The organism is Aquimarina besae (genome assembly GCF_042434905.1).
Lineage (GTDB): Bacteria > Bacteroidota > Bacteroidia > Flavobacteriales > Flavobacteriaceae > Aquimarina.
On the sequence record NZ_CP170199.1, the window covers coordinates 2,664,470 to 2,677,456 of the forward strand.

Annotated in this window: 13 protein-coding genes; 1 reads left to right on the forward strand and 12 read right to left on the reverse strand. The window is 32.3% G+C overall.

The genetic code is table 11. From position 1 onward, the window contains the following. Window positions 1-55: 55 nt before the first annotated feature. From ACE94K_RS11605 to ACE94K_RS11615, 3 genes are all read right to left on the reverse strand, one after another. Window positions 56-487 (reverse strand): hypothetical protein, encoded by a 432-nt coding sequence (locus ACE94K_RS11605; RefSeq protein WP_378172181.1) that lies wholly within the window; start codon window positions 485-487, stop codon window positions 56-58. Continuing rightward, on the reverse strand, window positions 484-783 hold the full coding sequence (locus ACE94K_RS11610) for a hypothetical protein (RefSeq protein WP_378172183.1): 300 nt from the start codon (window positions 781-783) through the stop codon (window positions 484-486). Before ACE94K_RS11610 ends, ACE94K_RS11605 begins: the two co-directional genes overlap by 4 nt. Before the next feature lie 123 nt (window positions 784-906). Next, a complete protein-coding gene (locus ACE94K_RS11615) occupies window positions 907-2,118 on the reverse strand; it encodes an RsmB/NOP family class I SAM-dependent RNA methyltransferase (protein WP_378172186.1) in 1,212 nt (403 codons plus the stop codon). 76 nt (window positions 2,119-2,194) lie between these two features. Here ACE94K_RS11615 and ACE94K_RS11620 point away from each other — a divergent pair, with 76 nt between their 5' ends. After that, window positions 2,195-3,256: a WD40/YVTN/BNR-like repeat-containing protein gene (locus ACE94K_RS11620; protein WP_378172189.1), complete on the forward strand. Its 1,062-nt coding sequence runs from the start codon at window positions 2,195-2,197 to the stop codon at window positions 3,254-3,256. Between the two features lie 231 nt (window positions 3,257-3,487). Here the strand turns inward: ACE94K_RS11620 and ACE94K_RS11625 are convergent, their stop codons facing one another. The 9 genes from ACE94K_RS11625 to ACE94K_RS11665 all read right to left on the reverse strand — a co-directional run bounded on the left by ACE94K_RS11625 (window position 3,488) and on the right by ACE94K_RS11665 (window position 12,779). After that, a complete protein-coding gene (locus tag ACE94K_RS11625) occupies window positions 3,488-3,931 on the reverse strand; it encodes a hypothetical protein (protein WP_378172192.1) in 444 nt (147 codons plus the stop codon). 9 nt (window positions 3,932-3,940) lie between these two features. Next, complete coding sequence (locus ACE94K_RS11630) at window positions 3,941-4,582, reverse strand: hypothetical protein (protein ID WP_378172195.1); 642 nt, start codon at window positions 4,580-4,582, stop codon at window positions 3,941-3,943. A gap of 31 nt (window positions 4,583-4,613) precedes the next feature. Then, window positions 4,614-5,156 (reverse strand): RNA polymerase sigma factor, encoded by a 543-nt coding sequence (locus tag ACE94K_RS11635; RefSeq protein ID WP_378184268.1) that lies wholly within the window; start codon window positions 5,154-5,156, stop codon window positions 4,614-4,616. 979 nt (window positions 5,157-6,135) lie between these two features. Continuing rightward, the gene (locus ACE94K_RS11640; protein WP_378172198.1) at window positions 6,136-7,962 is read right to left on the reverse strand and encodes an ABC transporter ATP-binding protein; all 1,827 of its coding nucleotides are present in this window, start codon (window positions 7,960-7,962) and stop codon (window positions 6,136-6,138) included. Between the two features lie 30 nt (window positions 7,963-7,992). Continuing rightward, window positions 7,993-9,720, reverse strand: a complete 1,728-nt coding sequence (locus ACE94K_RS11645; RefSeq protein WP_378172201.1) for a phospho-sugar mutase — start codon at window positions 9,718-9,720, stop codon at window positions 7,993-7,995. 117 nt (window positions 9,721-9,837) lie between these two features. Beyond that, window positions 9,838-10,788 (reverse strand): glycosyltransferase family 2 protein, encoded by a 951-nt coding sequence (locus ACE94K_RS11650; RefSeq protein WP_378172204.1) that lies wholly within the window; start codon window positions 10,786-10,788, stop codon window positions 9,838-9,840. 1 nt (window position 10,789) lies between these two features. Continuing rightward, window positions 10,790-11,299: a DUF4199 domain-containing protein gene (locus ACE94K_RS11655; protein WP_378172206.1), complete on the reverse strand. Its 510-nt coding sequence runs from the start codon at window positions 11,297-11,299 to the stop codon at window positions 10,790-10,792. Window positions 11,300-11,418: 119 nt separating this feature from the next. Then, window positions 11,419-11,946: a DUF4199 domain-containing protein gene (locus tag ACE94K_RS11660; protein ID WP_378172209.1), complete on the reverse strand. Its 528-nt coding sequence runs from the start codon at window positions 11,944-11,946 to the stop codon at window positions 11,419-11,421. Window positions 11,947-12,248: 302 nt separating this feature from the next. Beyond that, window positions 12,249-12,779 carry a DUF4199 domain-containing protein gene (locus ACE94K_RS11665; RefSeq protein ID WP_378172212.1) on the reverse strand — a complete coding sequence of 177 codons (531 nt, stop codon included), beginning with the start codon at window positions 12,777-12,779 and terminating at the stop codon, window positions 12,249-12,251. Window positions 12,780-12,987: the final 208 nt, after the last annotated feature.

Here is a 12,987-nt window from a genome sequence, read left to right on the forward strand (position 1 = left end):
AATTTTCGAAATTTCTTTACAGGGTTTTGAAAATAAAACTTTGAGATATTATGACTTAGGTAGAAACGAAATAATTGGATTCTTCTAAATTTGTTTTTTGCATTAATACATCATTCAGTTCTTGGATATCTTCTTCTTCCAGAACTTTGGCAGGAATTTTTACTTTTTTATATCTATCCTGTTCATCTCTACAATGAATCTCTAGAAATTTAGAGGTTTTGTTAAATTTTGTAATTTGATTGTATTTAATGAATTTTTTAGATGCAATAGCGCCTAATTTTATTTCTAAAAAATCATCATAAATTTTTACGATTTTTATATTACTATTTACTGCAGCGATAATAAAAAAGAGAATTGCAAAACCTATTAAGGTGAAAAATCCGGATGTAACAACCATCAAAATTCCCATAATAAGCATAAATCCGGCCATTAGAAAGTTATGATTGATTGCTTTTTGACTAATAGAAAGTTCTTGTAGTGGTTTCATGAGTTTAATGTTTTAAAAAATTGATCTTTTTTGATTTGATTTGTAATTTTTCTGGCACCAACTACTCCAATAAGCCCAATAGGAACGAAGGGAATACTTCCTACAAGAAAAATAATACTTCCAGTTTTGGGTTTTCCAAGGAGAATGGTCACAATTGCAATGCAATTTAATATCAGAAATGGCAAAGTGCACCAAAATACTACATTGCTATCCGAATTAGTAGATGGTTTTGTGGAGATAATGATCAGTAATTGAATGATAAGCCAGATGACCATTTGGTAGTTGATGAATTTCACGATTTTTATGTGTTACTATAGTTGGTTAACTAAATATGTAACAAATATCGATTGGTTTAAATTCTTGAACTACCCGGTTTTCAGGGAAATAGATGTACGGAAATTGGTATAATCAATGGATTTTTATTCTTTTCTTTCCAGCAATGCCATATAAAATCCATCAAATCCGGATTCTGATGAAAGCACTTTTTTATCTTTTACAAAGATAAACTCTTTTCCTATTTCTTTGGTTAAGAACCTTTTAACCTGGTCTTGGTTTTCTGAAGGTAAAATAGAACAGGTAGCATAGACTAGCTTACCACCGGGTTTTACCATCTTGGCATAGCTTTCCAATATCTGTGATTGTGTTTCCTTAATTTTTTCTAAAAACTCTGGCTGTAGTTTCCATTTAGCATCTGGATTTCTACTTAAAACTCCCAAGCCACTGCAAGGGGCATCAATCAAAACACGATCGGCTTTTCCGTATAACTTTTTTATATCTTTTGTGCTTTCAATGGTTCGAGGTTCTATGTTATGGGCACCGGCACGTCTGGCTCTTCGTTTTAATTCTTTAAGCTTATTAGCATAAATATCCATAGCGATTACCTGTCCTTTGTTTTCCATCAGGGCTGCTAAGTGTAATGTTTTTCCACCAGCGCCGGCACAAGTATCTACCACACGTTGTCCAGGTTTTATCTCTAAGAAATCCGCTACTAATTGTGAAGAAGCATCCTGTACTTCAAATAAACCGTTTTTAAAAGCTTCTGTAGAGAATACATTCGCTCTTTCGGTAAGTTGAAGGGCAGAGGGATATCCTTTGATAAATTCTGTGTCGATATTTTCGTCTTCAAGAATACCTCTGAGTTTTTCTTTAGATGTTTTTAGAGAATTAGCTCTCAGCACTACAGGAGCTTGTTGATTTAAGGCTGCAATTTCTTTGTCCCATTTAGCTCCTAGCTCTTTTTCTCCCAACTCATCCATCCAGTCAGGAATAGACTCTCTGAATTTTCTTGTTTTGCTCAGTTCGTCAAAACGACCTTTAATACGTCTTGTTGGTGTCGGTTCAATCTGTTTCCAATCGGGTAATGTAATTCCTCTTAATGTTGCCCAAACAGCAAAGATTCTCCATAGATTTTCTCTCGAAAATGGTTCAGAAACGTCTGCGATTTCTGCATAAAGACGTTTCCAACGAACAATATCGTATACTGTCTCAGCAACAAAACTGCGGTCACGGGATCCCCATCGTTTATCACGTTTCAATAGCTTCTGCACTACTTTATCTGCATAAGCTCCTTCATTAAAAATTTCGCTGAGTCCGTCAATTACTGCAAAGACCAGATTTCTATGTAAACGCATCCTTTATTTTTTTAAGGTTTGCAAAGGTAGTTTTTTGCTTTAGAATAGTATTATATTTGATTCAAAAATATTGGGGATGAGATTTTTACTAGTGTTTTCGATGGCAGTTTTCCATATGAGCTGTAATTCTGAAGGTCGAAAAGTAATCCGACATAATTTTACAGAAGTCTTAATTGAACCTTTTTTCAATGATTCCATTAGTATAAGAGCTATTGAAGTGGATGATGATTTACTAATGTTTGCTGGAAACAATGGGATTTATGGTTCTTTTGATATAGATGATAATATTAAAATTAAAAACAAAAAGGTTGCATCGGTAAATTCTGAAGGCAATAATGTGCATTTTAGATCTATTGCTGATACATCATCTGATATTTTCTTATTGAGTATTGTATCTCCTGCGTTGTTATATAAAATAAATAAGAAAACTGGAGAGCGAAGGTTGGTTTATAGAGAAGATCATGAAAAGGTGTTTTATGATGCAATGGCGTTTTGGAATGACAAAGAAGGGATTGCGATGGGAGATCCGACTGATGGCTGTTTATCAATTATTATTACCAGAGATTCAGGAGAATCTTGGCATAAGGTTGGTTGTAATGATTTACCTGAAACGGCAGAAGGGGAGGCCGCATTTGCGGCAAGCAATGGAAATATAGCAATTGTAGGTGATCACACGTGGATTGTTTCCGGAGGTAAGAAATCCAGAGTGTTTTATTCTTCAGATAAAGGGAAAAGTTGGAGTGTTTCTGAAACACCGATAATTCAAGGTAATGAAACTACCGGAGCCTATTCCTTAGATTTTTATGATGCAAATAATGGAATTATCTTTGGCGGTGATTATACAAAACCGAAAATGAATCGAAAAAATAAAGCAATTACTAATGATGGAGGTAAGACTTGGAATTTAATTGCTGATGGAGTAGGAGCAGGATATAAAAGTTCCATTCGGTACATTCCAAATAGTGGAGCCAATGAAATGGTTGCTGTGGGTTTTAACGGAATCTCTATTTCTAATGATTCAGGTAGCACTTGGAATGATGTTAGTAAAGAAAGCTTTTATACGATCCGATTTATAAATGACAGTATAGCTATTGCAGCCGGAAAGAACAGAATAGCAAAATTGATTTTCAAACCCTGATTATGTATTGGAAAATCTATTACAACTTCCAACCACTGCAAAACATATCGTTTTACTATGTTTTTAAGCTTAACCATAGCAATGCTATGCTGAAACTTATAAAAAATCATTTTTTATAGCGGTTGAAACTTTCATAACGAAGTTCCAATACATAATAAGGGTTAAACAAAAAAGTAAATGACAAAGTGATCTCATTTATTTTTTATTCAAAATCAGCTAGATTTCTTATGGTCAATTTCCTTGTCGTCTGTCACGCAATTGTTTTAGCAGACGTCTGTTGAAATCCATTTCAGCCTTTACAAGTTTTAAAATTTTTTTATGAGGTATTATTTGTCTCAAGTCTGTAATTAATGTTTTACGGGCGAGATATTTTTGTTCTTCTGCTAAAAGATAGTTGTTTAGAAAGTTTTCAGCTTCTTTTTCATTCAAATTTTGAAATTCATTAGCTTCTTTTAGCGCTCTTACCGATTTTCTTTCCTTTCTTTTCAGGTTTTCCATCGTATCCTCGTGCGCATTGTAAATAGGCCAAAACTGTTGTGCCTCTTTGCTCGTTAAATCTAATTGCTCTGTTATGTATGCTATTTTTAACGCCTTTACTCTACCTGCAGGACCTCTTTGAGTATAGGAGTGATTAATGGTAAAAACAATAATTAATAGTAATAGTATTTTTTTCATGTGTTCTTTTTATTCAATATAAATAATTTCATCTGCCAGCTCCTCATTAGAAAGATAATTTTCTAATTCTTCATCGCTTATTTCATCTTCGTAAAAGGTTTCTGTTAGATCGATTTTGCCATTAAATAATTCAGCAATTTCAGCATCACTTAATTCAGCATTTCCTTCTTCAAAATATTTCTGGATATCAGAAAGAGCTACCGTGTCAAAACTTAATGTTTCTTTTTGGTTAAAAGTTGTAATGGAAATAATAATAGCAATCATTGCAGCAATACCCGAAAAATAGATAATGTTTGCTCTAGAAAAGATCGATATCACCTTGGTATCGTTATTTTTTTCAATAGTTTGTTTTAAAATGGAGTCTTCAAGATTTTCGAAATACTTTTCTGGAACTGTTAAACCAGTTTTGAGCTTTTCGCTAAGTACAGAAGGTTCTTGAGTTTCTGTATTTAGTTTCTCCATAAGCTTAGTTTCAAACGTATCGAAATAATTATAAGGTTCTTTTAGACCAGAAGATATTTTCTTGGGTAACGTGAAATCCTCATGATCTTCTTTAGAGATTTTTTCAAAAAGTCTTTCTTCGAAAGTATCGAAATAGTTTTCAGGAACTTTAAATCCTTCTTTGTTATTATGTAAATTATTCTTTTTCACTGTATATATGACACTGTAAAGGTAAAAAGGTTTAATTGGATTTAAGGAATTCTTCAATTTTTTTGGTGGCTAGATGATAGGAAGCTTTTAATGCTCCTTCACTGGTTTCCAAAATTTCTGATATTTCTTTGTATTTGAGTTCCTGAAAATATTTCATATTAAACACTTGTTGTTGTTTTTGTGGTAACAAAGCAATGGCTTTTTGTAATTTAAGTTGAATCTCATCTCCTTCAAAATAAATATCTGCTTCTAAGTTTTGAATGAGTTGTTGTTGTAATTCTTCGTTACTAATATTAAACTTTTTTGCTTTTTGATTTAAAAAAGTAATGGACTCATTAGTGGCTATTCTATACATCCACGAATATAATTTACTATCTCCTTTAAATTTGGTTATGTTTTTATATATTTTAATGAACACATTTTGCAATATATCATCTGTATCATCGTGATTTTTTACCATATTTCTAATGTGCCAGTACAATCGCTGTTTATAGGTAGCAACAAGCTTCGAAAAGGCATTATTAATATCTTTATCCGTTTGTAGCGCGATTAGTAAATTTTCTTCATCCTGAATATTCAATAGTACAATAAATTTAGAAGTAGTTAGTCCTTATTATATGGTATTAGACTAAAATACGGAAAAAAGGTTTAATAAGATGGAAAAAAATATTTTTGTAGGAATTTGTAAGAATATTAAATAAATAAGTAGATAAATTACAATTATTTTAGATTAAATACACAAATATTTGATTATTTGTAAAATTATCGTATCTTTACATCGTGATAAAGAGTTAATACTTTCATTTCCCCCAAGATGAAAGTTTTTAAAGAATTATGTTTTCATTTTAGAATAAGCCCCTAAATTAAGATGATTTGTGTGAATTAAAAAAGAGCGTGGAGACGCTCTTTTTTTATATCCTGAAATTACACTACAAATAATTGAGTAAGCACGTTTAATTTTTAAGTAAGAAAAATATTACTTTTTGATAATTTTACTAAACTTACGTATGACAAAAAACATTATTTATAGATAAAATACACAAAAAGTTTGGTTGATAAAAAAAAAAGTAATATCTTTACATCAAGATTAAGAGTTAGTACTTTCATTTTCCCCAAGATGAAAGTTTTTAATAAAAGTGAGTTTTAATTTTAGATTAAGCCCCTAAATTAAGATGATTTGTGTGAAGAAAAAGAGTGCGAAAGCACTCTTTTTTATTTGCAGTACTTTCTTTCTGATTTCCCGTAGGTTTAGAACCACTTTCTTTTTTATATTTTTTAAGTAGGAAAAAGATTACTATTTGTTATATTTTTAATTAAACAAATGTTAAAATACACTTTTTTATAGATAAAATACACAAATTTATTTGATGGTACAAGAATTGATTGTATATTTACACCGTGAAAATGAGTTAGTGCTTTCATTTCCCCCAAAGTGAAAGTTTTTATAAAAGTGAGTTTTAATTTTAGATTAAGCCCCTAAATTAAGATGATTTGTGTGAAGAAAAAGAGCGTGGAGACGCTCTTTTTTGTTTTATATATCTGGCGGTCAGGTGTTAATTGTCAAAAGATTGCATAGTTACCAATTTTTGATAAGCTCCATCTTTGGCGATGAGCTCCTCGTGAGTACCTTGCTCTACTATCTTTCCTTTTTGCATTACAACGATTAAATCTGAATTTTGTATAGTAGATAGTCTATGTGCGATCACGATACTGGTTCGATTTTTCATCATATTCTCTAAAGCGGATTGTACCAATCTTTCACTTTCTGTATCTAATGCTGAGGTAGCCTCATCCAGAATCATTATTGGGGGATTTTTAAGTACGGCTCGTGCAATAGAGAGTCTTTGTTTCTGTCCACCACTTAATTTATTTCCGCTGTCTCCAATGTTAGTTTCTATACCTTTAGGCAAGTCCTTTACAAATTCCCACGCATTGGCAATTTTTAGTGCTTCTACGATTTCTTCTTCAGATGCAGACTCATCACCAATGAGCAAGTTATTCTTTATAGTATCATTAAATAGGATAGAGTCCTGAGTCACAAGTCCCATTAATGCTCTTAACGAATTTTTAGTGATATCTCTAATATCAATGCCATCAATTTTAATAGCACCTTTATTAACATCATAGAATCGTGTCACTAGATTTGCAATCGTAGATTTACCACTACCGGATTGTCCAACCAGAGCAACTGATTTTCCTTTTGGCACGTTCAAGGTAAAATCACGTAACACGTATTCATCTTCATATTTGAATGAAATATTCTCCAGAAGAATATCTTTATCAAAGTTGGTTTTATCAGTTGCTCCTGGTCTATCTTGTAACGGAGATTCAGTATTAAGAATTTCTAACACACGTTCGGCAGCCGCATTTCCTCTTTTTACCCCATAACTCGCCTTTGAGATTGCTTTAGCAGGAGTTAGGATGTTATATGCGAGACCCATATATACGATAAATAAACTTGGATCTAGCGATTTTTCAACTAGTACCATTTGCCCTCCATACCATAATAGAATAGCGATTACGGCTATTCCTAAAAACTCACTGGTTGGAGAGGCTAAGTTTTGACGATTTAAAAGAGAATTTGAATAGTTATAAAATCTTAATGTTGATTCTTTGAACTTTTTACCAAAAATATTTTCAGCATTAAATCCTTTAATGACTTTAAGACCTCCCAGGGTTTCTTCAACTATTGATAGGAAATATCCTTGTTCTAACTGTACTTTATCTGAATGTTTTTTTAATTTTTTACCAATTAAGGAGATTAGAAACCCTGAAACAGGGATAAAAATAAATACAAAGACGGTTAGTTTTACACTAATCAATAACATCGCGCAAATCGTAAATATAATCATCAAAGGTTCTCTTACTATCAATTCTAATATTGATAAGAAAGAATGTTGTATTTCTAATACATCCGTAGAAATCCTGGCTATAGTATCACCTTTTCTTTTTTCAGAAAAATAGGAAAGAGGAAGCGCAACTGTTTTTTGATATAATTCGTTTCTTATATCTTTTAAAACACCATTTCTTAGAAAGGTGATAAAGTACATAGCCAAATAGCTAAAGATATTTTTAAGAAAAAACATACTAATAACTAATATTACCATGAATACTAGTACATCTTCATTTCCTTGCTCGGCTTTTTGTGTTACAAAATAGTTAAGGTAGCCTTCTGCATATTCTCGAATTTTTAGCAATCCTTGCCATTCAGGTTCCTGGTTTACTCTTTTAGTTTTATCAAAAAGAACACTCAACATTGGAAATAAGGATACCATTGCCAGCGTTCCGAATAAAGCATAAAAAATATTAGATATTATATTTAATACGGCATAGATTCTGTAAGGTTTCGCAAAGCGAAGAATTTGTTTAAAATAGTTCATTAATTATTTAGAAACGACATTGGTCGTTATTTAAGTTAATTGTAAATCTTTTTTGATTTCCATTATTTTGTTATTCAGTTTTTGTTCCACAGTATCAAAAGCTGACAAATCATCAAGAGATTCTTGTACACTGATATAAAACTTAATCTTGGGCTCTGTTCCACTTGGCCTTGCGGCAATTTTACTTCCAGACTCGGTATAAAAAATCAATACATTGGATTTAGGGACATCGATAGCTTGTTCTGTATGGTCCTGAGTATTTTTGGCAATACTGGATTGATAATCTTCAATCAATACTATTTTTTCTCCATTAAGTTCCTTAGGAGGATCATTTCTTAGATCAATCATCGTTTGTTTGATTTCCTCAGCACCTTTAATTCCTTTTTTTACAAGCGAAACCAGACTTTCTTTATAAAATCCGTGATCTGTGTATAACTTGAGTAATTCATTATAAAAAGAGCTTCCTTGTGATTTTGTGTATGCTACAATTTCACAAGCCAATAGTGTAGAAGTTACCGCATCTTTATCCCTCACAAAATCTCCTACCATAAAACCAAAACTTTCTTCTCCACCGCCGATAAAATGTTTTTCAGGGAAGTCTTTGATCAATTTAGCAATCCATTTAAAACCGGTAAGTACTTCTTTATATTCTACTCCATACGCTTCTGCAAGATTTTTCATCATTGGAGTAGATACTATGGTCGATGCAATGAATTCGTTACCTTTTAATCCTTTTTCTCTATAATATTTTAGTAAAAACCAGGTCATTACAACCATAGTTTGATTCCCATTCAACAATTGTAATTGTCCGTCATTATTGCGTACTGCAATTCCTAGTCGATCACAATCTGGATCTGTACCGATTACGATATCCGCATCCACTTTCTTTGCCAATTCCATCGCCATCTCCAGTGCTTCGGGTTCTTCAGGGTTTGGAGATTTTACTGTTGGGAAATTACCATCAGGTACTTCCTGTTCTTTTACAATATGAACGTTTCTATATCCTGCTTTTTCTAATGTTTCAGGCACGGCGGTAATAGATGTTCCGTGTAAAGACGTAAATACGATTGTAGTATTATCTTTTGCTTCCTGGGATGCAGCAAAACTTCCGTTTTTAACGCTGTTTTCAATAAAAACGGTATCAATTTCTTTGTCTATTTTCTGTATAAGCTCTGAGTTTGCATCAAATTTAATGTCGCTATAGTTTAACGAATTGATTTCAGCAATGATTTCGCCATCTTGGGGAGGTACCAATTGCCCTCCATCTTGCCAGTATACCTTGTATCCATTATATTCAGGTGGATTATGACTGGCAGTTAATACAATTCCGCAATGGCAACCTAGTTCTTTTACCGCGTATGATAATTCTGGAGTAGGACGTAATTCGGAAAACAGATATACTTTAATTCCGTTTGCAGAAAACACATCGGCAACAAGCTGGGCTAAGGTATCGCTATTATGCCTACAATCGTAGGCGATAACGGTTTTAATTTGTTGTCCTGCAAATTCTTTATTTAAGTAATTACTTAAACCTTGTGTGCTTTTTCCTAAAGTATATTTGTTGATACGATTTGTACCAACACCCATAACACCACGCATTCCTCCAGTACCAAACTCCAGATCTTTATAAAAACTTTCTTTAAGCCCTTCAGGATTTTGCTGTTGTAATTCTAAAATTTCTTTTTGGGTTTCAGTATCAAAAACGGGTGATAACCATTCTTTAACTCTGCTATTTATTACGGAATCAGAAACTTGCATTTATTTAGGTTTTATTAGCAAAAATACTATTTAATTTTGGTTTGGAAGCTCCTTTAAACAGGATGCTTATTGATTATATTTCCTTTATTAGGGTTTTAAATTAAAAATAGAAATCAATTATTCCAGATGTATCTTTTCTGAAATATTATACCTTTTTTTATCTCTTTTACTGGTAAGCATAATTTCTCCCAGAAATCCGGCCAAGAAAAATTGAGTACCTAAGATCATAGAAGTCAATGCAATGTAAAATTCTGGTCGCTGCGCTATGAGTCTTCCCTTTATCTCTATAAACAATTTGTCTATTCCTAAATACAGCGAAAAGCAAAATCCCACAATAAAAAGGATGGTACCGATCAACCCAAAGAAATGCATGGGTCTTTTACCAAAACGAGACATAAACCAGATAGTTATCAGGTCTAGAAAGCCATTAATAAACCGGCTCATCCCGAATTTAGTTTTGCCATATTTTCTGGCTTGGTGTAATACTACTTTTTCTCCAATCTTATTGAAACCGGCATTTTTTGCTAATACAGGAATATAACGGTGCATCTCACCATGAACATCAACGTGTTTTACCACTTGATTCTTGTAGGCTTTTAATCCACAATTAAAATCATGAAGTTTTAAGCCCGATGTTTTTCTTGCAGCTGCATTAAAAAGTTTAGAAGGTAAATTTTTAGCGATGACAGAATCGTATCGTTTCTTTTTCCATCCTGAGATAAGATCATATCCATCTTTTATGATCAAATTATACATTTCCGGAATTTCTTCGGGATTGTCTTGTAAATCTGCATCCATGGTAATTACGACATCTCCTAGGGCTTGTTCAAAACCTACGTGCAGCGCCTGGGATTTACCATAATTCCTAAGAAATCTGATACCTTTTACATTTAGATCTTTTTTTGACAAAGCAGTTATCGCATCCCATGAAGTGTCTGTACTACCATCATCAATAAAAATAATTTCATAGGAGTAAGCGTTGGATTGCATCACTTTGACAATCCAATCATATAATTCGGTAAGTGATTCTTCTTCGTTGAGTAATGGTATGACAACAGAAATATCCATACTATGTTGATGCTACTTTAGTTTTAAATACAGACCCTGCAATTAAGGATATAACGGCTCCTAAAAATACAAACCAAATCGTGTACATAATCACACCAATATAGGACATGCTGGTATCTTGGTTTTTAAGATTTTCTTTTACTTGATCTAATTGATCGGGAGAAAATTGCTCCGTAAACTTTAATTGCATATTTATCTGAAAATCGGGATCAATATACATATCATATACATAGGCCATAGAACAATAACATAATCCTATGATTCCCATAATGATGATACCTGATTTTAAAGCATCTATGATGGTTAAGGTACCTTTTACTTCTTTGTATTTTTTGATTACATACACTATAATCAAAATTTCCAAGATGAAAGCAACTAAAAAAGTAAGATAATATAGAATAGGTGTGATATTCATCATTCTGGATAGATAGTCCAAAGCTACTCTGGCGATACCGGATAAAAGAGCGATACCAAGGATATAGTTAAGAAAATTGTTCTGAGTTAATCCCATTATGTATTAATAAAACGAATTGGTTGACAAATATAGGTATTCCATTTATAGGAAATTGTATAAAAAAAATTGGATTGCCGATATGACAACCCAATGATATGTTTTAGAATAAACGATTTCTAATATTCTGGTTCTTTCTTTTTAACCGCAAGACATGCAAGTAGTCCTACGATGATGTAAAATATCATTCCATAAAACCACCCTTTTACTTGATTACCAATACCGAATTGATTTTCTTCTTCCATTTTGGTTACAGCTTTTTCGATTTCAGCTTGAGGGGCTCCAAATTTCTCCATAAAACCAACAGAAGATTCTATAATTTGTTCATTAATTGCCGCAGCTGCATCCGGATCGACCACCACATAAATCAGGATACTCACGGTAGAACTTATAACAGTACCGATTACAACAGTAATGAAATAAGAAGTAAAAGCTTCTTTAAATCCAATAAATCCTCCTAAAAGTTTTCTGCTTTTTACGGCCGATACAATACCAAAAATAATAATCATAATTGCCAGTCCGATTCCGGCAATCCAGTTGGTATACATTCCTTGGTATACTGTATAAGCAATTACAGTTATTAGAGATAGGATAACACCCAGCATCACTCCCATTGATATAGCGTTTGATTTTACAGATTTTTCCATAATTATATAGTTTAGGTTATTTAGATATAACACATAAGTATATAAATGTAATGAATTGTTACAAAATGATCGGGAAAATTTTGTTTTAGGAAATCGATCGTGTTAAAAAATATCTATCCTGAATCTTTAATTGTTAGGAATGATAAAAAAGTCTTTTCAGGTCACTGAGTTCGCCGAAGTGGAAGGTAGATATTGTGGGATGTAAAAATGAAATCTCAAAAACAATTGCCTAGTCGTTATAATAATATAAGGTGACTTCAGCATTTATTAAAAAACTGAATAGTGCTTAAGTAGTTGATGTTTTAATTAAAAGGATCTCGTTTTTTTCGGATAATGAGGCCACCTATGAGTCCAAATAAAGAACCATTGAATAAATCTTCCGCCAATGCAATTAAAATCATTCTTAATGGTGATGTATATTTCTTCGTAATTGCAATTTTACGTTCTATATTTTCTTGGGTGAAATCAGCAGAATTTTCAGCAATTCGTTTGATATGTTTGTCTTCGATTTGAGTAATAATTTCGGGATCAATAACATTTAATAGCATAACTTTCCATAAAATTGCCATAAAACCACCTAGTAATGTTATTCCGATACTAATTTTTAATGCTTCTCCAAGACTAATGTAGCCGTTATTATTTTTTTTAAACATCAATAGTCCGGCCATGATACTTGATAATGTTATGACTAGGAGTATGATTAAATGAATTAAACCTTGCTTGGTGTAATTACCAGTTAAATATGTTGTAACACCAAATAGAATACTGGCTATTCCAAAAAGAATTCCATATTTCAGGATGTGTTTTGCGGTAGGAATACTCTTACTTGTCATTAATTGTAAATTGCTTTTTTAGTGATTTGATGTTTTCAAATATACTAAAATGTTAGCATCAAGATAGTTATTTTGTGTGTTTTCTGGCTCGAATTGATAAAAAAAGACTATATTTACATCATTAAATTACGGTTAAACCATCGTTTTTGTTATTTTTTACAAGTCAAACATAATAAAATATAAGATGCATTTTAGCTGTTTTTTTTAG

Excerpts from the sequence above, each read along its gene's own strand:
- ACE94K_RS11605 (WP_378172181.1), bottom strand. The coding sequence starts at position 487 with ATGAAACCACTACAAGAACTTTCTATTAGTCAAAAAGCAATCAATCAT.
- ACE94K_RS11615 (WP_378172186.1), bottom strand. The coding sequence starts at position 2,118 with ATGCGTTTACATAGAAATCTGGTCTTTGCAGTAATTGACGGACTCAGC.
- ACE94K_RS11620 (WP_378172189.1), top strand. The coding sequence starts at position 2,195 with ATGAGATTTTTACTAGTGTTTTCGATGGCAGTTTTCCATATGAGCTGT.
- ACE94K_RS11625 (WP_378172192.1), bottom strand. The coding sequence starts at position 3,931 with ATGAAAAAAATACTATTACTATTAATTATTGTTTTTACCATTAATCAC.
- ACE94K_RS11640 (WP_378172198.1), bottom strand. The coding sequence starts at position 7,962 with ATGAACTATTTTAAACAAATTCTTCGCTTTGCGAAACCTTACAGAATC.
- ACE94K_RS11645 (WP_378172201.1), bottom strand. The coding sequence starts at position 9,720 with ATGCAAGTTTCTGATTCCGTAATAAATAGCAGAGTTAAAGAATGGTTA.
- ACE94K_RS11650 (WP_378172204.1), bottom strand. The coding sequence starts at position 10,788 with ATGGATATTTCTGTTGTCATACCATTACTCAACGAAGAAGAATCACTT.
- ACE94K_RS11655 (WP_378172206.1), bottom strand. The coding sequence starts at position 11,299 with ATGGGATTAACTCAGAACAATTTTCTTAACTATATCCTTGGTATCGCT.
- ACE94K_RS11660 (WP_378172209.1), bottom strand. The coding sequence starts at position 11,946 with ATGGAAAAATCTGTAAAATCAAACGCTATATCAATGGGAGTGATGCTG.
- ACE94K_RS11665 (WP_378172212.1), bottom strand. The coding sequence starts at position 12,779 with ATGACAAGTAAGAGTATTCCTACCGCAAAACACATCCTGAAATATGGA.